20 protein-coding genes are annotated in these 21,677 nt (G+C 59.4%); 4 read left to right on the forward strand and 16 right to left on the reverse strand.

Translation table 11 applies throughout. The features are described from left to right. The first annotated feature begins 47 nt into the window (after positions 1–47). The gene (locus tag ACTJK5_RS09190) at positions 48–545 is read left to right on the forward strand and encodes a YciE/YciF ferroxidase family protein (RefSeq protein ID WP_062425973.1); all 498 of its coding nucleotides are present in this window, start codon (positions 48–50) and stop codon (positions 543–545) included. A gap of 113 nt (positions 546–658) precedes the next feature. Here ACTJK5_RS09190 and ACTJK5_RS09195 read toward each other — a convergent pair whose 3' ends face one another. The 10 genes from ACTJK5_RS09195 to ACTJK5_RS09240 all read right to left on the reverse strand — a co-directional run bounded on the left by ACTJK5_RS09195 (position 659) and on the right by ACTJK5_RS09240 (position 10,800). Next, complete coding sequence (locus ACTJK5_RS09195; RefSeq protein ID WP_062438581.1) at positions 659–973, reverse strand: hypothetical protein; 315 nt, start codon at positions 971–973, stop codon at positions 659–661. 111 nt (positions 974–1,084) lie between these two features. After that, a complete protein-coding gene (gene lpxK / locus ACTJK5_RS09200; RefSeq protein WP_062599389.1) occupies positions 1,085–2,116 on the reverse strand; it encodes a tetraacyldisaccharide 4'-kinase in 1,032 nt (343 codons plus the stop codon). A gap of 123 nt (positions 2,117–2,239) precedes the next feature. Further along, entirely contained in the window at positions 2,240–2,962 is a 723-nt protein-coding gene (locus ACTJK5_RS09205; RefSeq protein WP_062425976.1) for an HAD family hydrolase, read from the reverse strand. Positions 2,963–2,984: 22 nt separating this feature from the next. Beyond that, positions 2,985–4,301, reverse strand: coding sequence for a lipid IV(A) 3-deoxy-D-manno-octulosonic acid transferase (waaA, locus tag ACTJK5_RS09210; protein WP_062425977.1), 1,317 nt, complete (start codon positions 4,299–4,301; stop codon positions 2,985–2,987). Positions 4,302–4,510: 209 nt separating this feature from the next. Beyond that, positions 4,511–4,747: a DUF4170 domain-containing protein gene (locus ACTJK5_RS09215; RefSeq protein WP_062425978.1), complete on the reverse strand. Its 237-nt coding sequence runs from the start codon at positions 4,745–4,747 to the stop codon at positions 4,511–4,513. Positions 4,748–4,818: 71 nt separating this feature from the next. Continuing rightward, on the reverse strand, positions 4,819–5,625 hold the full coding sequence (locus tag ACTJK5_RS09220) for a 3'(2'),5'-bisphosphate nucleotidase CysQ (protein WP_440612590.1): 807 nt from the start codon (positions 5,623–5,625) through the stop codon (positions 4,819–4,821). 90 nt (positions 5,626–5,715) lie between these two features. Next, positions 5,716–7,062, reverse strand: a complete 1,347-nt coding sequence (locus ACTJK5_RS09225) for a TldD/PmbA family protein (protein WP_113225491.1) — start codon at positions 7,060–7,062, stop codon at positions 5,716–5,718. Positions 7,063–7,153: 91 nt separating this feature from the next. Continuing rightward, positions 7,154–8,068, reverse strand: coding sequence for a patatin-like phospholipase family protein (locus ACTJK5_RS09230; RefSeq protein WP_062439059.1), 915 nt, complete (start codon positions 8,066–8,068; stop codon positions 7,154–7,156). A 147-nt stretch (positions 8,069–8,215) separates the two neighbouring features. Continuing rightward, positions 8,216–8,773, reverse strand: a complete 558-nt coding sequence (rsmD, locus tag ACTJK5_RS09235) for a 16S rRNA (guanine(966)-N(2))-methyltransferase RsmD (protein WP_062438589.1) — start codon at positions 8,771–8,773, stop codon at positions 8,216–8,218. Continuing rightward, positions 8,773–10,800: a pseudouridine synthase gene (locus ACTJK5_RS09240; protein ID WP_440612228.1), complete on the reverse strand. Its 2,028-nt coding sequence runs from the start codon at positions 10,798–10,800 to the stop codon at positions 8,773–8,775. Before ACTJK5_RS09240 ends, rsmD begins: the two co-directional genes overlap by 1 nt. A gap of 72 nt (positions 10,801–10,872) precedes the next feature. Between ACTJK5_RS09240 and ACTJK5_RS09245 the strand changes: the two genes are divergently transcribed. After that, a complete protein-coding gene (locus ACTJK5_RS09245; protein ID WP_062425982.1) occupies positions 10,873–11,325 on the forward strand; it encodes a nucleoside deaminase in 453 nt (150 codons plus the stop codon). Between the two features lie 75 nt (positions 11,326–11,400). Here the strand turns inward: ACTJK5_RS09245 and ACTJK5_RS09250 are convergent, their stop codons facing one another. The 6 genes from ACTJK5_RS09250 to chrA form a co-directional block, all read right to left on the reverse strand. Beyond that, complete coding sequence (locus ACTJK5_RS09250; protein WP_440612229.1) at positions 11,401–11,820, reverse strand: N-acetyltransferase family protein; 420 nt, start codon at positions 11,818–11,820, stop codon at positions 11,401–11,403. Between the two features lie 81 nt (positions 11,821–11,901). Next, on the reverse strand, positions 11,902–12,534 hold the full coding sequence (locus ACTJK5_RS09255; protein ID WP_062425984.1) for a hypothetical protein: 633 nt from the start codon (positions 12,532–12,534) through the stop codon (positions 11,902–11,904). Positions 12,535–12,769: 235 nt separating this feature from the next. Next, the gene (gene ileS, locus ACTJK5_RS09260) at positions 12,770–15,673 is read right to left on the reverse strand and encodes an isoleucine--tRNA ligase (protein WP_440612230.1); all 2,904 of its coding nucleotides are present in this window, start codon (positions 15,671–15,673) and stop codon (positions 12,770–12,772) included. A gap of 272 nt (positions 15,674–15,945) precedes the next feature. Then, on the reverse strand, positions 15,946–16,926 hold the full coding sequence (locus ACTJK5_RS09265) for a bifunctional riboflavin kinase/FAD synthetase (RefSeq protein WP_440612231.1): 981 nt from the start codon (positions 16,924–16,926) through the stop codon (positions 15,946–15,948). Positions 16,927–17,039: 113 nt separating this feature from the next. After that, entirely contained in the window at positions 17,040–17,888 is an 849-nt protein-coding gene (locus ACTJK5_RS09270; RefSeq protein WP_440612232.1) for a TIGR01459 family HAD-type hydrolase, read from the reverse strand. 103 nt (positions 17,889–17,991) lie between these two features. Beyond that, on the reverse strand, positions 17,992–19,311 hold the full coding sequence (gene chrA, locus ACTJK5_RS09275) for a chromate efflux transporter (RefSeq protein WP_440612233.1): 1,320 nt from the start codon (positions 19,309–19,311) through the stop codon (positions 17,992–17,994). Positions 19,312–19,480: 169 nt separating this feature from the next. Here chrA and groES point away from each other — a divergent pair, with 169 nt between their 5' ends. Together groES and groL are read left to right on the forward strand one after the other, a co-directional pair. Further along, positions 19,481–19,777, forward strand: coding sequence for a co-chaperone GroES (groES, locus tag ACTJK5_RS09280; protein ID WP_062425989.1), 297 nt, complete (start codon positions 19,481–19,483; stop codon positions 19,775–19,777). 75 nt (positions 19,778–19,852) lie between these two features. Then, a complete protein-coding gene (gene groL, locus ACTJK5_RS09285; RefSeq protein WP_062425990.1) occupies positions 19,853–21,487 on the forward strand; it encodes a chaperonin GroEL in 1,635 nt (544 codons plus the stop codon). Positions 21,488–21,677 lie beyond the last annotated feature (190 nt).

A 21,677-nucleotide genomic window follows, 5' to 3' on the forward strand; every position in this document is an offset into this window, starting at 1 on the left:
GTTCGGTGTGCCGTGCGATCATCAGCACCAACACCTGGGAGATAAACATGGCAGAGAAACAGCTCGACGATCTTTTTTATGACACGCTGAAGGATATCTATTTTGCAGAACGCCAGATCTTGAAGGCGCTGCCCAAGATGGCGCGGGCGGCCAGCAGCGACAAGCTGAAGGCAGCATTCGAGAAGCATAAGGAAGAAACCCAGGGCCAGATCGAGCGCCTGCAGGAAATCTTCGAACTTCTCGGCAAGCGCGCTCAGGGAAAGACCTGCGAAGCAATCCAGGGCATTATCGCCGAAGGCGAAGAGATCATGGAAGACTTCAAGGGCAGCCCGGCTCTCGATGCCGGACTCATCTCCTCGGCACAGGCCGTCGAACATTATGAGATGGCCCGCTATGGCACGCTGAAGGCATGGGCAGAGCAGCTTGGTCACAAGCAGGCAGTCCAGTTGCTGGACGCGACGTTGAAGGAAGAGACCAAGACCGACGCAGACCTATCGTCGCTTGCAACAGCGTCTCTCAACGCATCTGGCAAGAAAGCCGCCTGACACCGGTGCAGCCAGGAAAAAAGCCGGGGCATTTGCTCCGGCTTTTTTGTTTGCTGAAGGATGTCCCTCAATCATTTACCGACCTCGACCCTCGTCAAGATTGGCGAGTTGCCTTACGGCGCCTGTGTCGAAGGGTTACGATCAACACCTTCCGTCGGCGGCGTTGCGCCGGATGGCGGGTTGTTATCGAAAGTCTGGCTGCCCTGCGCGCCCGGATTGACCGTCTGGCTCGACGTTGCAGGACCCGGAGGCGGTGGCGTCTCCGTTGTCGCAGGGGCAGTGCTTTCACCCCAGATTTCCGCGGCCAGCCATACTGCCATTGCTAGAAACAGGCTGACGACAAGAATAACCAGGACCGGCTTACCCTTAAAGCCCTGACGGGTTTCGCGCGGGGTGAATGTTTTCTTCTCCACATTCGTATGCTGCATAATCTCTCTCCTCCTCGGATCGGAGCCCAACTCGTGCTTCACTGAGGGGTAAAAGAGTTGCAACGGTCGATTGTTCCTTGCACTCGCTGATGCGCGTGACAGGGAAGCGCTTTATTTCTGCAAAAGACGCCGCGTCCTGCAGTTTTCGACAGCCGCATCGATCATTGTCGACGCTGCCATTGGATCGTCGAAGACCATATCGATCTCGACCACCTGGCCGCTCCAAAGAAGCTCTGCTGCTTGTCCGGGAAGGCCCGCAAGTCGCACGGCATCTTTCGCCGTCGTTACCGGCAGCAGATCAAGATCCTTCGCCTCCTTCACCATATCGGCAAGTTCGTCCTCGCTGAACTGATGATGATCGGGAAACGACCGTTCAATGACGATCTGGCCCCCCAAGGTTTCGACGGTCCGATAGAACTTGCTGGGATCGGCGATACCGGCGAAGGCCAAAACGCGTTTTCCGGCAAAACCTGGGAGCGGGCGAGGCTCGGTCGATGCGACGAAAACCGGCTTTGCCGCGCGGGCTGCCGTTCGGATAATCCCATCCGCGGCACTTCCATCCCCGACTTTCAAAATGGCGTTGGCCTGGCGCATCTGTTCGGCCAAAGGTGCCCGCACCGGACCACCCGGCACGAGATGGCCGTTACCGATTCCGCGCCGGGTATCGATGACAAGCAAGGCGTAGTCGAGCGTCAATCTCGCGCTCTGAAAGCCGTCATCCATGATGATTAGATCGACGCCTTCCTTGACCAGACGCTCGGCGCCCTCGACGCGTTTGCGCGAAATCACCGTCGTCGCCTCGCGCGCAAGCAGGAGTGGTTCATCCCCCACGGCAGCAGAGCGATGATGATCCGGATCGACCAGCGTCGTTACGTCCAGCGTGCCGCCATAACCTCTGCTGAGGAAGCCGGGCTTCAGTCCCTTGTCGAGTGCTGCGCGTGCAATAGCAATCGCCGTTGGCGTCTTGCCCGCACCGCCCACGGTGAAGTTGCCAATGCAGATGACCGGAACAGGAACCGAGGCTCGTCTTGCCGTCTTCATGCGATGGCCCGCCACCCGGCCATAGAGATAGGAAAAGGGGCTGAGAGCCCAGGCTTCCCAGCCAGCTTTTCTCCACCAGAAGGGCGGCGCTTCCGAAACCATTGGCCTATGAATCCCAGTTACATTTTATGGTAGCAAGAGCTAAAGCATGTCGCGCAAAAGTGTCCAGCCCTTTTGTGACAAAGACATGCGACAGGGTGAGGATACCGGCACAGCTGTCCGAAATCAGACGAAAGCGCGGTTTGGCAGCAGGGCTTCGAGCCCCGTAATATCATCGAAACAATAATCGCCATCGGCAGCCAGGCTCTCGCGCGATCCGGTGCCTGTCAGCACACCAATGCGCAACCCCGCCCCCGCATTGCGGCCCATATGCAGATCGTGATTATTGTCGCCGACGACCGCCACCTGCTCAGGCTTCAGGCCGGTCGCCTCGCAGAAGCCCAGCACCATGCCCGGCTGCGGCTTGACGCCATGGCCGCTATCATAGCCCGCAACGAAATCGAGATAGACATCGAAGCCGAAGCGTTTTGCCAGTTCTCGAATGGAGGCCTCATTGTCGCTGGAAGCGACACCGAGCTTGTAACCTCTGTCCTTTAGCCGTCCAAAGAAGGCTTGCAGATCCGTCACGGCAACGGACTTGCCCGCCGCCTCGGTAAACAGCCGATCCAGCCGCTCCGTCAGAGGTTGCAGGGCGCAGGGCGATCCGGCCGCAATCAGGCCGGCTGCAATTTCCGCCGTATTGCCTGCTGCCAGCAAGCTGTCCGGTTTGACATGGCCGGTGACCGGGTCCATGCCGCAGGCGAGAAGAAGACGGTCCGCAAGCTCTGCGTCGCCTTCAGCGGCGATTGCTGCCAACTCGCGATTGACCGGACCCCAACTGGCGTCGTAGCCGATCAGGGTGCCGTCCTTATCGAAAAGAACGGCGGCAATGTCGGCGGCGGACTTCATCGAATTGTTCTGGCCCAAGGCGTCAGCCCACCGCGCTGCGTGGCTGGAGCTTGGCAGACACCGTCAATGGGTTGATATAGGGCTCGAGCGCCTTCAGCGTCAGCGATAGCGCACCGCGCATGTCCTGGATGACCCGGCCTCCGGCATCGATCATCTTGTAGCGCTCGTTATCATTGGCCAGCAAGTAGTGTACCGCCTTTGCCAGCATCTCCACATCGCGGATGATGCGGCCAGCGCCGGAGCGCAGAAGCTTCTGATAGGCTTCGCGGAAGTTCTGCACATGGGCGCCGGACAGAACCGCACAGCCAAGCATGGCGGGCTCCAGCGGGTTCTGACCGCCTTCCGCCATCAGCGATCGTCCAACAAATGCCAACTCCGTCAAACGAAGATAGAGCCCCATTTCTCCGATGCTGTCGCCGAGGAAGATATCGGTTTCCGGCGTGATCACATCGTTGCGGCTTCTGCGGGCCACCTTGAGGTTCATGCCCTTGAGCATGGCCTCGATCTCATCCGCCCGTTCCGGATGGCGCGGAACGATGATCGTCAACTGACCATTGCGGGATTTGATCGCGGCATGAACGGTGGCTGCCGCTTTCTCCTCACCGTCGAAGGTAGAGATCGCTGCCCAGGTCTTCCGGTTGCCGATCTGGCGCTTGTAGATGTCCAACTGCGCCTGATCGCAAGGCGGCGGATCAGTGTCGCCCTTGAGATTGCCCGACGTGATCACCGGCCAGGAGCCGAGGTCTCTGAAACGTTCCGCATCCACATCCGACTGGACGACGACCAGCGCCAGTTTGCTGAACAACGCTTCGGCAAAATCGGAATAGCGCTTCCACCGGTCGAAGGACCGGTCGGAAATGCGGGCATTGACGCGGATTTGCGGAATGTGCCGACGCTCCAGTTCCATCATCGTGACCGGCCAAATCTCAGATTCAGCGGTGATGGCGGCGTCGGGAGCCCAATAGGTGAGAAAGCGATTGATGCAGATCTTGATGTCGAGCGGCACATATTGGTGGATGACATCGTTGCCAAGCCGTGTGCGGCTGATATCGGCCGAGGTTACCGTGCCGGTGGTCAACAGCACATGGATGTCACGCTTGCGGATTTCGCGAATGAGCGGGATCAGCGCCAGGGTTTCGCCGACACTTGCCGCATGAAACCAGACCAGCGGGCCACGTGGGCGTTCGGCACTCGAATAGCCGAACCGTTCAAGACGCCGCTGCTTATCCTCTTTGCCTTTCGCGGCCCGGTAGGACAGGTAGGGCCGGGCGAAAGGATAGGCGGCCATTCCCGCCATTCTGTAACCCGACAGGGCAAAACGTGCGATCCGGCTGTTCATACGATGCTGCCCTCGATCACTCTGCGCAATGCTTTTCCCCCGATTAACGTGGCCGGCTACTTCTGATGAAAATGCGTCTTTTTTGTTATGATCGGGTCTCGGCAAAAAAATTGTCGCTCAATACCCAATATATTGTGCACCCCCGACCGGGGGATGCACTACCAATATGCATGAAGGATTATAGTGGAGAACAAGTGGGTGGAAAGCCGTTATTTGCTCTCGGGGTCGAGAAGACGGTGCATATGCACTATAAAATAGCGCATGTGGGCGTTATCGACAGTCTGCTGTGCCTTTGACTTCCAGGCGCCGAGTGCCGTCGCGTAGTCCGGGAAAATGCCGACAATATCGAGTGCTTTCAGATCGCGAAACTGCACTTCCTGGAGATTGTCGAGTTCGCCGCCAAATACGAGGTGAAGGAGCTGTTTCTTGTTATTCGCTTCGGTCATGTCCTGTCGTCTCTTCTTTCTTCTCAAAGGCGTTCAAGGAAGCCTTCATCTGCTGGATTTTGACGTAAAAATCAACCTCTGGCCGATCGCCCAAGCTGCATCAACAGGGTCGGCAGGATGTGGTTCGCCGCGGCACAGAGAGCGCCGTGTTTGACCTGCGCGCGATTGTAGATCAACGGCTTGCCGTCAAGATCGACAAGCTGACCGCCCGCCTGCTGCAGGATCAAATCGGCGGCGGCAAGATCCCAGTCATGCGAATTCGGCAGGACAAGCGTCCCATCGATCCGCCCGTCGGCTACCATGGCGAGGCGATAAGCCAGCGAGGGTACGTGCGGGATGCGCCGAACCGATGGTTTGAAGTCTGACGGAAGGCGCGCGATCACTTCCTCGGGAGCGGCAAGCTGGATCGGTCCACTGGCGGCTTCAGTGGTCCGAAGCACCCCACCATTTTTTTCAGCACTCGCATCATGAAACGCCGTGAATTCCTCACCCAGCGCCGGCGCCACGAGGGCCGCGACCACGGGTCTGCCCCTATGAACCACGGCGACACTGACGCACCATGTGTCCTTGCCGTTGATGAAGGCGCGGGTGCCATCGATCGGATCGACCACGAAGAGCGTATCGCGCGACAGGCGCTTGTCATCATCGGTGTTTTCTTCCGACAGCCAGCCGTAATCCGGGCGAGCCGAGCGAAGCAGTCTCTCAAGGATCTCATTGGCGGCATAGTCGGCGGCACTCACCGGCGAGCGACCGCCATCTTTCCACCAGACCTCGGGGTCCTTACGGAAATGCCGTAGGGCCTCCTGTCCAGCCTCGCGGGAGGCGTTCAAAACAAGGTCCAGATCGGAGCGCCAATCGGCTCCAGAAGTCTCAACTATCATACCGTCGTTCTGCGCGTGTCGCACATTTCCATTTGTGCTTTCACATGCGCATGAGCAAGACGCGAAAGCAACCGCCGAATGGCGATGTCAGCGTCCCGCAATCGTCATGCCTTCGATGGCAAGCGTGGGTGCTGCCACACCATATTTGCGGTCCACGTCGTTAGCGGGTGTAACACGCATGAACATGTCCTTGAGGTTGGACGCGATCGTCACCTCGGAGACGGCGAAAGAGGTTTCCCCGTTCTCGATCCAGAAACCGCTTGCGCCACAGCTATATTCGCCGGTGATCATATTGGCGCCGTGGCCGATCAGTTCGGTGACATAAAAACCCGTGCCCACCTGACGGATCAGGTCATGCGGCGAGATGTCGCCAGGTTCCAAAGCCAGGTTGGTGGACGCAGGCGATACGGAGGTCCCGCCTCGCACGCCACGACCATTGGTTTCAAAGCCGATTTCCCGCGCGGTCGAGGTGGAGAGGAACCAGTGGTTCAAGACACCATCCTCGATCATCACCAGCTTTTCACCCCGCACGCCCTCGCCATCGAACGGACGCGAGGACGGGCCACGGATGATCTGCGGATCGTCAGTTATGGACAGGCCCTTTTTCAGGATCTGCTGGCCCATCTTGTCGCGCAGGAAACTGGTTTTACGCGCCACCGATGCGCCATTGATCGCGCCCGCAATCGAGCCGACAAAGCCACGCGCAATGCGGGGATCGAAGACGACCGTGATGTTGCTGCCGGTATCGACCTGTCTTGGATTAACACGCCTGACAACCCTTTCGCCCGCCCGGCGTCCGATGTCTTCCGGGGCATCGAGGTCGGCGAAATAAAGACGGCTGTCGTAATCGTAGTCGCGCTCCATCTTCGTACCTTCGCCAGCGATCACGCTGACAGAGCGGCCGAAACGGCTACCCATATAGCTGCCGGAAAAGCCATGAGAGGTGACGAGAACCAAGCCGCCCATGCCGCTCGAGGCACCGGCTCCGGAGGAGTTCGACACGCCCTTCACCGCAAGCGCTGCCTCTTCTGCTGCCAGCGCCGCATCGCGAAGCTGGTCGGTGGAGACCTCCGTGGGATCGAACAATTGAAGGTCGTCATAGGAGGTTGCAAGACGCTCCTTGTCGGCAAGACACGCAAAGGGATCTTCAGGCGAAACCTTGGCCATCGCAACGGCGCGCTCCGCAAGCGTCTTCAGGTCGAAGCCGGGATTGGCCGAAACGCTCGCAACCCGCTTTCCGACGAAGACACGCAAAGAGAAATCGTCGCTCTCGGAGGATTCTGTGCTTTCGACCTTTCCGAGCCTGACGCCCACCGACTGCGAACGGGAGCGCACGATGACGGCATCCGCCTCATCGGCACCGGCGCGCTTGGCCAGAGTGACGAGTTCGCTTGCACGGTCGAGAAGCTTGGAAGAATCGATTTCTGAGGACATGAGGCGGGCCTTTCGTTGACCTTCATTTATGGCCGAGCTTTTGCCGCATCAAGGTCAAAGCGCCATTTCACCTGCATTTGAGCAGAAGCGCTCAGATATCCAGGCCACGCCCCCGATGAAACAGCTCAATCTGCATGTCGATCTGCCGCTTCAGGTCGTCCTTGATGCCATCCGATTCGGCCAGCACCTCATGGGCCTTGAGGAAATCCAGCACACGAAAACGGTTGACCGGCGGGCGCAGGAAAATATGCGGCGGGCGCATGCGCAGCTTCAGGCCGATGGCCGATTGCATCATCAACTGGCTGGCGCCGAAAAGGCTTTCGATTCGGTTTGGCATGGTGGTGCCGTCCCCCTCCGGTCCGCCCACGACATCGACAGCAATAACGATATCGGCATCGTCGAGCAGATGCTCGTAGGGAACGGGGTTGAAGATCCCGCCATCGATCATGATGCGGTCATTCATGCGGATCGGCATGAAGAGGGCTGGAATGGCGGCGGAGGCCGCAAGCGCCTGGCGCAGATCGCCGTCCTGGCAGATGACTTCCATCTGTGCGTAGTAGTCGGTTGCGATCACCTTCAGCGGAACGCCGAGTTCGGCAAAATCGCGCGGCAGTGCAGAGGGTAAAAGCGCATCGAGAATGAGTTCAAGATTGAACTGGCCCAAACGAAAGCCGAAGGCGGCATGGCGCATGGAGGCAGGGCCAAGGCTCCAGAGTTTGTTCGCCACGCTGCCCTTTTTACCCATCAGCGCAAGCGTGTAATCGCGAATGTCCTTGCCGCTCATGCCGGCGGCCATACCGGCGCCCATGATGCCGCCGATGGAGGCTCCAGCAATGGCGCTTGGGCGAATGCCGAGTTCATCCATTGCTTCGATAACATTGATGTGGCAGATGCCACGTGCACCGCCGCCACCGAAAGCGACCGCAAAGGTGGGATCGCTTCTTTCCGTTGCCGTTTCTTTGCGCTTACGCTTTTTGTCGGAGAGTTTCTTTTTCTTCGCAGCCACGAGAACAGCCTCATTTCCTGTCATGCGGTCGCGTCTCAGCAGAGCATCTCGGCAAAGCGTCGCGACGGTCATCCTGAGACTGGCTCTATGACATAAAGACGACAGGACAGTGACGCGGAGGTCTCCTCTCGCGTCCACTGAGGTGCTTCAGGGCTCGTAGCGGTAGAAATGCATTTTGGTATCGCCGAAGGTGCGGCTTTCCAGCGGCTTGAAGACGGGATCGACCATCACGGCCACATCGCCTTGTTCTTCCAGAATTGCGAGCGCACCAGGCACGAGCCAACCGCCGAGATGGGCGGCTTGGAAGGCCTTCTCACCTAACGCCTGACCATAGGGCGGATCGGCGAAGAGAAGGTCGAAGGGCTCGATATTGTTGACCCCACCAAGCTTTGTCGCATCGCGGCGCAGGATCCGGGCGCGGCCGTGCAGACCGAGCGCATCGATGTTCTCCCACAAAAGCCCCCTGCCCTCGACGCCGTTTTCGACAAAAAGGGCAACACGGCAGCCGCGTGAGAGCGCTTCGAGACCAACGGCACCGGTGCCTGCGAAAACATCGAGAATGCGGGTGCCGTCCAGGCTTTCGGGGTAAGCATGGCTCAGAATGTTGAACAGGCTTTCCCGCGTCCGGTCGATCGTGGGTCTGATGGCATTCGACTTGGGCGCGGCCAGACTGCGGCCGCGAAACTCACCGCCAACGATCCGCATTACGCGCCGTTCCCTCGCGAGCCGCCTCTTGGACCGGACGATCTACCGCCCGATGGCTTGCCACCGGGACCACGACCGCCACCGCCTGATGGTTTGCCACCTTGACCCTTGCCGCCGGAACCCCTGCTGCCGCCCTTGCCGCCAAAGCCCTTCGGGCCGCTGCCGCCTTCGGAGCGTTCACCGCGTGGCTTGCCGAAGCCAGGCTTGCCGAAGCCAGGCTTGCCGCCAGAGGGTCTTCCACCGGAGGGCTTGCCGCCAAAAGGCTTTGCGCCGCGGGGCTTGTCTCCAAAGGGACGTTCACTGCGTGCTGGACGATCGCCGTCCTCACGCGGCTTGCGATCACCAAAGGAGCGGTCAGTACGGGCAGGACGATCGTCGAACGAACGGGCTGGCCGATCCGAACGCTCGGTTCTGTCGCCGGAGGACTTTTCGCCGAAGGATCTTTCGCCCCGGGGGCGGTCATTGCGTGGGCGCTCACTGCGCTCGCCATCTTCGCGCGGCTTGCGGTCACCGAAGGGACGATCACCGAACTTGCGCTCGCCACGAGGCTTATCCCCGAACGAACCACGCGCGGGACGATCGCCCGCTTCACGTGGCTTGCGATCGCCGAAGGAGCGATCACCACGGCCACGACCGCGACCTTCATCACGCCCTGCCTCGTTGCTCGAATCGGAACGAATCCATTCGCCCTCATCATCGGCGTGGCGCACGACTGCGCGGCGGGCCTCGGCCTGTGCCGATGGCTGCTTGAAAGCGCTTTCGGCTTCGGCACGCGCGGAGAGCTTGCGGGCCTTGCCATCACGGGTCGGCTTGGCGCCAGGCGCCATCCAGACATTGGCGGTGCGGTTGCTACCAAGCGGCGGACGCTTCGGACCGCGATCATCGGTCTCGGCTTCGTCCCTGCCCTTTCCGGCAAACTTGCCGCCGGGCTTTCCGCCTGCCTTGGGCGCGAACTTGCCAGCAGGCTTATCGGAGCGCTTTCCATCAAACCGACCGGAAGAGCGCTCGTCGCCATCGCGCGGGTTGCGGTCGCCGGCAGCCTGCTTGCCCCACTCGGCTTTGGCCGGCTTGGCGGGCGCCTCTTCCTCGTCCTCTTCGGATTTGTGATCATAGATCGGCGCATCGAAATTGGCGCCGGCAGCCTCGATCAGGCGCGGTCCGAGCTGGTCGCGCAGCATGCGACCGCGAACCTCAATGACATGACCTTCCGGCAGATCGCCCAGCTGGAACGGACCGTAGGACACGCGGATCAGGCGGTTGACCTCTAGACCAAGGGCGCCGAGCACGTTCTTGATTTCGCGGTTTTTGCCTTCACGAAGGCCCATGCTGATCCAGACATTGTGACCTTGCGTGCGGTCAAGCGTCGCGTCGATCGCGCCGTAGAGCACGCCGTCAACAGCGATGCCGTCCTTCAGCTTGTCGAGAGCTGCCTGATCGACCTCGCCATGGGCGCGCACGCGGTAGCGGCGCAGCCAGCCAGTGGTCGGCAGTTCAAGCACACGGGACAGGCCGCCATCATTGGTGAGCAACAGCAGGCCTTCGGTGTTGATGTCCAGACGACCGATCGAGAGAACGCGCGGCAGTTCCTTTGGCAGGTTGTCGAAGACGGTCGGACGGCCTTCCGGATCGGAGTTGGTGGTCACGAGGCCCGCAGGCTTGTGATAGAGCCACAGCCGCGTGCGCTCAGCGCCACGGATCGGGACGCCATCGACTTCGATCTTGTCATCCAGCGTCGCATTGACGACCGGGCTATCCAGCTTCACGCCGTTCAAAGACACGCGACCTTCCATGATCATGCGCTCGACATCGCGGCGCGAGGCCACGCCTGCGCGCGCCATGATCTTGGAAATGCGTTCCGGCTTGGAGGCGACCGTTTCTACCACGGCTGCTGCTTCCGGCTTTTCTTTGAAAGTCTTCTTGTCGCGTCCCGCCGACGCGTCAGATGACGGCTTTGCCGATGATTTCGGCTTCCTGTCACGGTCGAACGTCTTGCCACCGGCGCGCTTCGGCTTGTCTTTGAATGTCATTTGTTGTTTGCCTGTTGTTTGCCGTGTCCTATCAGGTCACGCGGCGACGGTTAAGAGGAAATTGCAAGAAGCATGGCGGAAACGACGCATTTCATGGACATTGCGCTGGAAGAAGCGCAGGCAGCGGGTGCGCGTGGCGAAGTGCCGATCGGTGCCGTCCTCGTTTATGAAGGCCGCGTGCTTGCCCGTTCCGGCAATCGCACGCGTGAATTGAACGACGTTACCGCCCATGCCGAAATCGCCGTGATGCGCATGGCCTGCGAAGAGCTTGGACAGGAGCGGCTGCCCGGTGCCGATCTTTACGTCACGCTGGAGCCCTGCACCATGTGCGCGGCGGCAATCTCGTTTGCCCGCATCCGCCGTCTCTATTATGGCGCAAACGACCCGAAAGGCGGCGGCGTGGAAAGCGGCGTTCGCTTCTACAACCAGTCGACCTGCCATCACGCACCGGAGGTTTATTCCGGCTTTGCCGAGGTGGAGAGCGCCGAAATCCTGCGGGCCTTCTTTCAAAACAAGCGCGACTGAAGGCGCTGACCATCAAGTGCCTGAGGCAAAAGCCTTGAGCGCGTCACCGGAAAGACGGTACCGCACCCATTCGTCCTACGCCTCGGCACCAATGGCCTGATAGACGCGGATCGCCGGCTCGTTCCAATTCAGAACGCTCCACTCGAAGCGACCGCAGCCTTTTTCCACTGCAATGGCAGCCAAACGCTTCAATAGCGCCTTCCCAGCGCCGGAGCCACGCGCATCGGGCGTGACGTAGAGGTCTTCTAGATAAAGGCCGTTCCGGGAAAGCCATGTGGAGTAGCTGAGGAACCAGACCGCGAAGCCGATCGGCTGGCCCTCGCGTTCGCAGATGAGAGCAGAGGTGACGGAGCCCTCACCAAAAATGGAGGCCGTAATGCTTTCGACAGTGGCCTTCACCTCGTGCTCGGCGTTCTCGTAGATGGCCAACCCACGAATGAAGCGCAAAATGGTGGGCGCATCGGCGGCAATCGCGTCCCTGATCAGCAGCGTCACGACAAACTCCGTAGACAAAGATACCGAAAACAAAAACGCGACGTCAGAAGCGTCGCGTTTGTAAGATGGACCTTGGGAGGATTACTGGAAGGGGTTCCACCAGCTTTTGCCGGTTCCGGCCAGAGCAGCGTTCTTCTTGCGCTCTTTTTCCTTCTTCAGCTCAGGCTCGCCGAGATCGGCCAGTTGATCCTGGGAAACATTGCGGTACTCGACCGGAGGATCGGTCAGATATTTGCGCGTGTTGGTGTTGACCACCGTACCGCCCTGCGCATCGGCCTTGGCCTTGCGGAAAGCTTCCCACTTCTGGGTTTCCGTCATCTGGCCGTTGGTGCCATTGCCAGCCAAGAGCGGCGAACGATAATTCGGGTTGTCCTTGTTGGCCTCGGCTTCCGCACGAAGACGCTCACGTGCCTCTTCCGGGGTTTCCGGCCACTGCGGATTGGTCTCGCGGTTGGCAAGGCTCTGTTGTGGCTGGGCCAATTGCTCGGCACGGGCCTGGGCCGGGACGACAAGACCCGGGCGCGGATTGTACTTCACATTCCGCTTGGTCTGATCACCGGTGATCGAGGTGGCGTTACCAAGATCGTCCAGGAGCTGTTCGCTTGCAGACTTGCCCGTACCATAGGTCGGGCTGGTGCACGCGCTCAGCGCCAGGCAGGCAAAGGAAATGCCTGCCACGGTGCGATACATGCGAAAACTCTGCGTCATGCTCATGAAACCCTTCCGCCCAAGAACGCCGCGCGGCACGAATGACGCAAAACAGACGCTCTACATATTAAAACCACGCGATATGCCTGAGGAAAATCACCCTGATCTTCTTATGCGCGCGCGGCTGTCCCGACGACCGGATGCACCCCTTGATGCGTAATTCCGACCATTTTCAGGCAGGTTTACCGGATGAAGCGCAAAAGCGCAATTCATCCGGCAATTTTCTTGAGCAAACGAGGTCTCAGACGCCGACGCCTAGTTCGCGCAGCGCTGCCGCGTCCCGGGCCGAAACGTCCGGGTATTGCGGGTCGGAACCAACATCGGTCGTGATCCGCCAGGAGCGAGCGCATTTCTGCCCTTCCGCCAGCTTCTGCTCAACCGCGACCTTCTGCACCTCGCCCAGACGGAATGCATTCGCCGGACCTTCGCCCGCAACCACGGAGATTGCCGAGGTGATGCAGATCTCTGCGAAGTCCTGACCCTCCAGTGCCGCCATCAGCTCCGGATCGGCAACATGAACCACCGGTGCCGCTTCCAGCGAGGAACCAATGCGCTTTTCCCGCCGCTCGACTTCCAGCGCGCCGGTGACCACCGTGCGAACCTTGCGGATTTTCTCCCACTTGGTATCGACTGCCGGGCTGTGCCATTCGGCCGGGATCGTCGGAAACTGTTCAAGATGAACAGACTCGGCACCCGGATGGCGCGAAAGCCAGGCTTCTTCGGTGGTAAATGGCACCATCGGTGCCAGCCATGACACGAGGCAATCGAAAAGCTTGGCGATCACGTAGAGGGCCGAGCGGCGCTTCAATGAAGACGGCGCATCGCAGTAGAGCGCATCCTTGCGGATATCGAAGTAGAAGGCCGAAAGCTCCACGTTGGAGAAATCCACCAGCGCACGGGCGATCTTCTTGAACTCGAAACTGTCGTAGCCTTCGCGTACCACATTATCGAGTTCGCTCAAGCGGTGCAGAACGAGCTTTTCCAGTTCCGGCAGATCGGCATAGGCGATCTCCTCGCCCTTGTCGTGCGCGAGCGTGCCAAGCATCCAGCGGATGGTGTTGCGCAGTTTGCGATAGGCATCGACATTGGTCTGGATGATCGCCTTGCCGAGACGCTGATCGTCCCAGTAATCGGTGGTCATGACCCAAAGTCGCAGGATATCGGCGCCTGCGTCCTTCATCACATCCTGGGGTGCCACGACGTTGCCCTTGGACTTCGACATCTTCTCGCCCTTCTCATCCATGGTGAAGCCATGGGTGACGACGGCGTTGTAGGGCGCGCGGCCACGCGTCGCGCAGCTTTCCAGCAGCGACGAATGGAACCAGCCGCGATGCTGATCTGAGCCTTCAAGATAGACGTCCGCTGGCCACTTCAGGTCCGGGCGGTCTTCCAGCGTGAAGGTGTGTGTGGAGCCCGAGTCGAACCAGACATCGAGAATGTCCATGACCTGGTGCCACTTGGCGTGGTCATGGTCGTTGCCCAGGAACCGCTCCTTGGCGCCTTCGGCGAACCAGGCATCGGCACCTTCGGCTTCGAAAGCATCGAGGATGCGGGCATTGACGGCTTCGTCCAAAAGCACCTCGCCCTTGTCATCGGCAAAGACGGCGATCGGAACGCCCCAGGCGCGCTGACGCGACAGGACCCAGTCCGGGCGGTTTTCGATCATGGCGCGCAGGCGGTTCTGGCCGCCGGCTGGAACGAAGCGCGTGTCGTCGATTGCAGACAAGGCTCTCGAGCGCAGCGTGGTGCCATCGCCCAGTTCCTTGTCCATATAGACGAACCATTGCGGCGTGTTGCGGAAGATGACGGGCTTCTTGGAGCGCCAGCTATGCGGATAGCTGTGCTTCAGGCGTCCACGGGCAAACAGGTTGTTGGCCGCAATCAGCGCCTTGATGACGCGCTCATTGGCATCGCCCTTCTTGCCGTTATCGTCCATCACCCGGGCAGCACCACCCTCTGCCGAGGGGCCGAAGCCAGGGGCATCTTCCGTGTAGAAGCCATCATCACCGACGGTGAAGGGGATCTTTGCCGAGATGCCGCGGACTTCCAGCTGACGCGCCTGCGCCATCCAGGCGTCAAAGTCTTCGCGACCGTGACCGGGAGCGGTGTGCACGAAGCCCGTACCGGCATCGTCGGTGACGTGATCGCCATCGAGCAGCGGCACCTTGAAATCGTAGCCCAGATGGGCCAGCGGATGGGCGGTGACGAGATTGCCTAGCTCGTCGGAAGAAACGTCCCGGACGCGCTTGAATTCCAGCTTCGCCTTAGCAAAGCATTCGGCTGCCAGCTTATCGGCAAAAACGAGCTTCTCGCCCGGCTGCGGACCAAAATCATTAGCAGCAGCCGTAACTTCATAAAGGCCATACTGGATGCGCGACGAGAAGGAGATCGCACGGTTGCCCGGGATCGTCCATGGCGTCGTGGTCCAGATGACGATCGAGGCGCCTTCAAGCTCAGCCGAACCCTCGACGACCGGGAATTTCACCCAGATCGTGTCGCTTTCGACATCGTGATACTCGACTTCCGCTTCTGCCAGCGCCGTGCGCTCGACGACCGACCACATGACAGGCTTGGACCCGCGATAGAGCTGGCCGCTCTTGGCGATCTTCAAAAGCTCGCCGGCGATGCGCGCTTCGGCGTGGAAGTTCATCGTCGTATAGGGATTGTCGAAATCGCCTTCGATACCGAGACGTTTGAATTCTTCCGACTGAACCTTGATCCAGCCAGCGGCAAAGTCACGGCATTCCTTACGGAATTCGTTGATCGGAACCTCGTCCTTGTTCTTGCCCTTGGCGCGGTAGGCTTCCTCGATCTTCCATTCGATCGGCAGGCCGTGGCAATCCCAACCGGGGACGTAGTTGGAGTCGTAACCACGCATCTGGAAGGAACGGGTGATGACGTCCTTCAGGATCTTGTTCAGCGCGTGGCCGATGTGGATGTTGCCGTTTGCGTAAGGAGGGCCATCATGCAGCACGAACTTCTCGCGGCCGGCGGCGGAGGCGCGCAGCTTCTTGTAGAGGTCCATCTGCTGCCAGCGCTTGACCAGCTCCGGCTCTTTTTGCGGCAGGCCGGCGCGCATCGGGAAGTCCGTCTGCGGCAGGTAAAGCGTTGCGGAGTAATCGATTTTTTCTGCGGTGTCGTTCATGATCGTACCATTATCGCGGCGCCGAATGAGGCTCGCGCCGTCTCACCAAAAAAAGAGGGCTTAGCGAAGGCGCCTGGATCGTCTGACGCATGTCCGGACGACATGCTTGAAACAAGCGCCAAAATCCCGGACCTTCCGGCTCTCAGAGCGGGCGGAAGGCCGGGCCAATAATTCGGGATATGAACGTCGACCGATATTGGTTCATGGCCGGTTGTTTAGGACGTTTCAGCCTGTTTGAAAAGGGAATTGATCACGGGGAGCGATCCGCTTCGTCAAAAAGCGATCTTGGCATCGACGTCGCTGAGCGGCGTGACGCCTGAAAGAAGCGCTCTTGCCTCCTCCTCGTCCCTCTTCATCTGAACGACAAGTGGCTCCAGCCCATCAAATTTCAGCTCATCGCGCAGGTGGCCGAAGAATGAAACCGAGCAAATCTGGCCGTAAAGATCGCCGCTGAAATCGAAGACGAAGGTTTCAAGAAGGGCTGCGCCATTCTCCGTGACCGTCGGGCGATAGCCGAAGCTTGCAACACCGTCATGCAGCGTTCCGTTGGCCTGTCTGAAGCGCACCGCATAGATTCCAGGCTTCAACTCCGTTTCGGGTGGCAGCGCCATATTGGCTGTCGGGTAACCGAGCGTGCGGCCAAGCTGCTGTCCGCGAATAACTTCTGCCTCCGCCGTGAAGCGATAGCCAAGCAAACCCGCGGCACCGACCACATCGCCCTTGGCCAGACAGTCCCGAATACGGCTTGATGAAATCACGTCCGAACCCTCATCACGAAACGAATCGACCAACGTCACATCGAAGCCATGGCGCTTGCCGGCCTGCATCAGAAAGGCCGGACCACCCTCGCGGCCCTTGCCAAAATGGAAGTCGACGCCGGTGACGACACCGCCAGCACCCAGCCAATCGACCAGAATGGACTTGACGAAATCTTCCGCCGAACGCTGCGAGAATGTCTTGTCGAAGGGATATTCAATGACGGATTGAAAGCCCTCAGCCTCTAGAAGGCGGGCTTTCAGCGGCGCCGGCGTCAGACGAAAGACCGGCGTCTCCGGCCGGAAAACGGTGCGCGGATGCGGCTCGAATGTCAGGACAAGGGCTGCAACGCCGCGCGATCTTGCAAGCTCCAGCGCCTGATCCAGCACGGCGCGATGGCCGCGATGCACACCATCGAAATTACCGATCGCGACAACGCCACCCTTCAATGCGTCCGGAAGCGGTTCTTTCTTCTCATTGCGATGGAACACGGTCATCGGAAACTTTCTAAAGCGTGTCGCGCAAAAGTGGCCATCGGTTTTGCGATAACGACATGCGACAAACAAGGACCTAAAGCGTAAAGCGCGGATCTGAAAGATCGCGACTCGCTTTAGGCCAGACGCGGCATCCACCAGCCGGGCGCCGCATTCTGGCTTTTCAGGTAGCTGTTGAGCAACGCTTCATCAATCTCGCCGTTCAACGTGTATTCAGCCGCGTGAATACCGCCGCTAATATAGAGGAGATCGAGACCGGCGGAGATGGCGCCCTTGACATCGGTCGGCATGCCGTCGCCGATTGCCAGAACGCGGTCCTTGCTGAACGCGCCGCGCACTTCCTTTGCCGCGGCAAAGCACGCCTCGTAGATCGGCGCATGCGGCTTGCCGGCAATACGCACTTCGCCGCCCAGCTGTTCGAAGTAGGCCGCCATGGCGCCTGCGCAGGGGATGATGCGCTCGCCACGCTCGACCACCAGATCAGGGTTGGCGCAGATCATCGGCGCGGAGCGGGCGACGAAACCCTTTAGCATCTCGGTGTAATCTTCAGGCGTTTCGGTTTCGTCGTCGAAGAAACCAGTGCAGACAACGGCTTCCGCCTCGCTCTCACCCACCACCGTAACGTCGAGACCATCGAACAGCGGCATATCGCGCTCGGGACCCAGCAGGAAGACCTTCTTCGGTCCCTCGGCAATCAACTCGCGGGTCACGTCGCCCGAGGTGACGATGCGGTCATAGGCCTCATCGGGCACGCCAAGCGCACGCAACTGCGGAATGACGCCGACCGCTGGACGCGGGGAATTGGTGATGAGGACGACAGTCTTGCCGTTCTTCCGCGCTTCGGCCAATGCAACACCGGCCGCGGGAAAAGCGGTCACGCCATTGTGCAGCACGCCCCACACATCGGAGAGGATGACATCGAATTGGGAGGTGATGTCGCCAAGGGTGGCAATGCGGTGGGCCATGAATCTTCCAACTCTTTCCATCATTTTCGAGCTCGTGACATCGCAAAGGCTGCTTGCGATGGCAAGCGAAAAAGACACAGGGTGCCTATGCGAAACTAAGACCTCAGCCGAGCCAAAGCCTGATGAAACCTGCTCCAATACACAGGCCAAGCACCGGCAGCATGCCGAATTTCAGGCGAAACAGCATGGTGGCCGAGACGACGAAGAGTGCAAGCGATGCAAGGTCGAGCGAATGCCAGTCTGGCAGGGACATGCCGAAATTGATCTGAGGCAGAAGCTCAACCCTGTCGACCTTGCCAAAAAGCACATGCAGGCCAAACCAGACCGAAAGATTGAGAATGACGCCCACCACCGCACCGGTAATGGCGGACAGGGCGCTGGATAAAGCCGCATTGTCTCTCAGCCTTTCCACGTAAGGCGCACCGAGAAATATGAAGATGAAACTTGGGACGAATGTTGCCCACGCGGCAACACCTGCCCCCAGAACACCCGCCAGCATGGGGTCAAGCATGCCCGGATGCCGAAATGCCGCGAGAAAGCCGATATAGGAGAGAACCAGAACGAGCGGTCCGGGTGTCGCTTCGGCAAGCGCCAGGCCGTCCAGCATCTCGCTTGCCGTCATCCAGTGATGCGTTTCCACCGCCACCTGCGCCACATAGGCAAGAACCGCATAGGCGCCGCCAAAGGTGACGACTGCCAGCCTTGAGAAGAACTCTTGCAGTTCGATGAGAGCGCTCGGCGCGGCCAGAAGCCAGAACAGCAGAAGCGGCATTTGCCAGATGAGGATGCCGACGAGAACCCCTCGGATCTGCCGCAACAGGTGTGGTACCTTGCTTTCGACATCAGGCTTTGTCGAGCGCCCTCCTCGGGCTTTCAGAAAACCCGAGATACCAGCAGCGAGAATGACGAGCGGAAAGGGAACGCCGAAAAAGAACAGAGCGATGAAGGCTGCGACCGCAACACCGATAAGAAAGCGGCTTTTCAGGGCGCGTTTTGCCACGCGCAGCAAGGCTTCGATGACGATGGCGAGCACGCCTGCCTTCAGACCGAAGAGAAGGGCGGGCAGCCAATGCGTATCCTGATAGAGCGCATAGGCCGCCGCAAGTGCGACGATGACGAGGAAGCCCGGCAGAACGAAGAGCGTGCCAGCGATGATGCCGCCGCGTCTGCCATGCAGGAGCCATCCGGCATAGGTCGCCAGTTGCTGGGCCTCCGGTCCTGGGAGAAGCATGCAGTAATTCAGCGCGTGCAGGAATCGCTCTTCGGAAAGCCAGCGTTTCTCATCGACGAGCACACGGTGCATCATGCCGATCTGACCCGCAGGACCGCCGAAGCTCAACAGGCCGACACGGCCGAAGACGAGAAAGAGGTCCGATAAAGCCGGAGGCGGAGGGGAAGTTTCGGAGCGCAAAAAATCTGTCATGCAATCGCAGTAACCATTTTACATGAAATTTTTCCGACAGGCCGTTCTTGACAGCACCCGACACCCTGCTTATCTCCGTCTCGCTAGCACTCGGCAAATGAGAGTGCTAACATCAATCCAGGCGGGTCGTTTCCGATCCGCGAATGTCATTTGATCGAGGGAATAGACAATGGCAAGCACCAATTTCCGCCCGCTGCACGACCGCGTTGTGGTTCGTCGCGTTGAGTCTGAAGCTAAGACCAAGGGTGGCATCATCATTCCTGATACCGCCAAGGAAAAGCCGCAGGAAGGCGAAATCGTCGCAGTTGGCTCCGGCGCACGCGATGAGTCCGGCAAGATCGTCGCTCTCGACGTCAAGGTCGGCGACCGCATCCTGTTCGGCAAGTGGTCCGGCACGGAAGTAAAGCTCGACGGCGAAGACCTTCTCATCATGAAGGAAGCCGACATCATGGGCATCATCGGCTAATTTAGCCGCCTTCCCCATTTCCGTAATCTGAAGCCGGACACTGTTCCGGCCATTCGAAACCAGGAGTTTTGAAACATGGCAGCCAAAGAAGTAAAATTCGGCCGCTCGGCGCGCGAAAAGATGCTCAAGGGCGTCGACATTCTCGCTGACGCAGTGAAGGTCACGCTCGGCCCGAAGGGTCGTAACGTTGTTATCGACAAGTCCTTCGGCGCACCGCGCATCACCAAGGACGGCGTTTCCGTCGCCAAGGAAATCGAACTGGAAGACAAGTTCGAGAACATGGGCGCACAGATGGTCCGCGAAGTTGCTTCGAAGACCAACGACATCGCCGGTGACGGCACCACGACTGCAACCGTTCTTGCCCAGGCGATCGTTCGCGAAGGCCAGAAGGCTGTTGCAGCCGGCATGAACCCGATGGACCTGAAGCGCGGTATCGACCTCGCTGTTTCAGAAGTCGTCAAGGACCTGCAGGCGAAGGCAAAGAAGATCAACACCTCTGAGGAAGTTGCTCAGGTCGGTACGATCTCCGCTAACGGCGACACGCAGGTTGGCCGCGACATCGCGGAAGCCATGCAGAAGGTTGGCAACGAAGGCGTTATCACCGTCGAAGAAGCCAAGACCGCTGAGACCGAGCTCGAAGTCGTCGAAGGCATGCAGTTCGACCGTGGCTACCTGTCGCCTTACTTCGTGACCAACCCTGAGAAGATGATTGCCGACCTGGAAGACGCTTACATTCTCCTTCACGAGAAGAAGCTCTCCAACCTTCAGGCCATGCTTCCAGTTCTCGAAGCCGTTGTTCAGACCGGCAAGCCGCTCGTCATCATCGCTGAAGACGTCGAAGGCGAAGCTCTTGCAACGCTCGTCGTCAACAAGCTGCGTGGCGGCCTCAAGATCGCTGCCGTCAAGGCTCCTGGCTTCGGCGACCGCCGCAAGGCCATGCTCGAAGACATCGCGATCCTGACCGGTGGTACGGTGATTTCCGAAGACCTCGGCATCAAGCTCGAAAATGTCACTCTCGACATGCTCGGCAAGGCCAAGAAGGTTTCCATCTCCAAGGAAAATACCACGATCGTTGACGGCTCTGGCCAGAAGACCGACATCGAAGGCCGCGTTGCCCAGATCAAGGCTCAGATCGAAGAAACCTCTTCCGATTACGACCGCGAAAAGCTGCAGGAACGCCTTGCTAAGCTCGCTGGTGGCGTTGCCGTCATCCGCGTCGGCGGTGCAACGGAAGTTGAAGTGAAGGAGCGCAAGGACCGTATCGACGACGCTCTGAACGCAACGCGCGCTGCTGTTCAGGAAGGCATCGTTGCCGGCGGTGGTACCGCTCTGCTTCGTTCCGCTCAGAAGATTACCGTCAAGGGTGTGAACGACGACCAGGAAGCTGGTATCAACATCGTTCGCCGCGCTCTGCAGTCTCTGGTTCGCCAGATCGCAGACAACGCCGGTGACGAAGCTTCGATCGTTGTTGGCAAGCTTCTCGACAAGGATGACGATAACTTCGGTTACAACGCTCAGACCGGCGAATATGGCGACATGATCGCCATGGGTATCGTCGACCCGGTCAAGGTTGTCCGTACGGCTCTGCAGAACGCAGCTTCGGTTGCTTCGCTGCTGATCACCACGGAAGCCATGATTGCCGAGCTGCCGAAGAAGGACTCCGCAATGCCTGCAATGCCGGGCGGCGGCATGGGCGGCATGGACTTCTAATCAGTCTATTCCCTCTGGAATACGAAAGGGCGGTCTTCGGATCGCCCTTTTTGTTTGTGCCGTTCCGCCGTCACGATCAAATTCCCCTCAGCTCAGTCCAGCATCGCGAGCCACCCATCAGCAGCAACACTCTAAGCATGCTTGATCTTGGAACGTGCTTACCGCTACACAAACGTCGAATGATGCATCG

Origin of the sequence: Agrobacterium sp. 22094 (assembly GCF_052046015.1) — a bacterium.
Taxonomy (GTDB): domain Bacteria; phylum Pseudomonadota; class Alphaproteobacteria; order Rhizobiales; family Rhizobiaceae; genus Agrobacterium; species Agrobacterium cavarae.

Excerpts from the sequence above, each read along its gene's own strand:
- ACTJK5_RS09190 (WP_062425973.1), top strand. The coding sequence starts at position 48 with ATGGCAGAGAAACAGCTCGACGATCTTTTTTATGACACGCTGAAGGAT.
- ACTJK5_RS09195 (WP_062438581.1), bottom strand. The coding sequence starts at position 973 with ATGCAGCATACGAATGTGGAGAAGAAAACATTCACCCCGCGCGAAACC.
- lpxK (WP_062599389.1), bottom strand. The coding sequence starts at position 2,116 with ATGGTTTCGGAAGCGCCGCCCTTCTGGTGGAGAAAAGCTGGCTGGGAA.
- ACTJK5_RS09205 (WP_062425976.1), bottom strand. The coding sequence starts at position 2,962 with ATGAAGTCCGCCGCCGACATTGCCGCCGTTCTTTTCGATAAGGACGGC.
- waaA (WP_062425977.1), bottom strand. The coding sequence starts at position 4,301 with ATGAACAGCCGGATCGCACGTTTTGCCCTGTCGGGTTACAGAATGGCG.
- ACTJK5_RS09215 (WP_062425978.1), bottom strand. The coding sequence starts at position 4,747 with ATGACCGAAGCGAATAACAAGAAACAGCTCCTTCACCTCGTATTTGGC.
- ACTJK5_RS09225 (WP_113225491.1), bottom strand. The coding sequence starts at position 7,062 with ATGTCCTCAGAAATCGATTCTTCCAAGCTTCTCGACCGTGCAAGCGAA.
- rsmD (WP_062438589.1), bottom strand. The coding sequence starts at position 8,773 with ATGCGGATCGTTGGCGGTGAGTTTCGCGGCCGCAGTCTGGCCGCGCCC.
- ACTJK5_RS09240 (WP_440612228.1), bottom strand. The coding sequence starts at position 10,800 with ATGACATTCAAAGACAAGCCGAAGCGCGCCGGTGGCAAGACGTTCGAC.
- ACTJK5_RS09245 (WP_062425982.1), top strand. The coding sequence starts at position 10,873 with ATGGCGGAAACGACGCATTTCATGGACATTGCGCTGGAAGAAGCGCAG.
- ACTJK5_RS09255 (WP_062425984.1), bottom strand. The coding sequence starts at position 12,534 with ATGAGCATGACGCAGAGTTTTCGCATGTATCGCACCGTGGCAGGCATT.
- ileS (WP_440612230.1), bottom strand. The coding sequence starts at position 15,673 with ATGAACGACACCGCAGAAAAAATCGATTACTCCGCAACGCTTTACCTG.
- ACTJK5_RS09265 (WP_440612231.1), bottom strand. The coding sequence starts at position 16,926 with ATGACCGTGTTCCATCGCAATGAGAAGAAAGAACCGCTTCCGGACGCA.
- ACTJK5_RS09270 (WP_440612232.1), bottom strand. The coding sequence starts at position 17,888 with ATGGCCCACCGCATTGCCACCCTTGGCGACATCACCTCCCAATTCGAT.
- chrA (WP_440612233.1), bottom strand. The coding sequence starts at position 19,311 with ATGACAGATTTTTTGCGCTCCGAAACTTCCCCTCCGCCTCCGGCTTTA.
- groES (WP_062425989.1), top strand. The coding sequence starts at position 19,481 with ATGGCAAGCACCAATTTCCGCCCGCTGCACGACCGCGTTGTGGTTCGT.
- groL (WP_062425990.1), top strand. The coding sequence starts at position 19,853 with ATGGCAGCCAAAGAAGTAAAATTCGGCCGCTCGGCGCGCGAAAAGATG.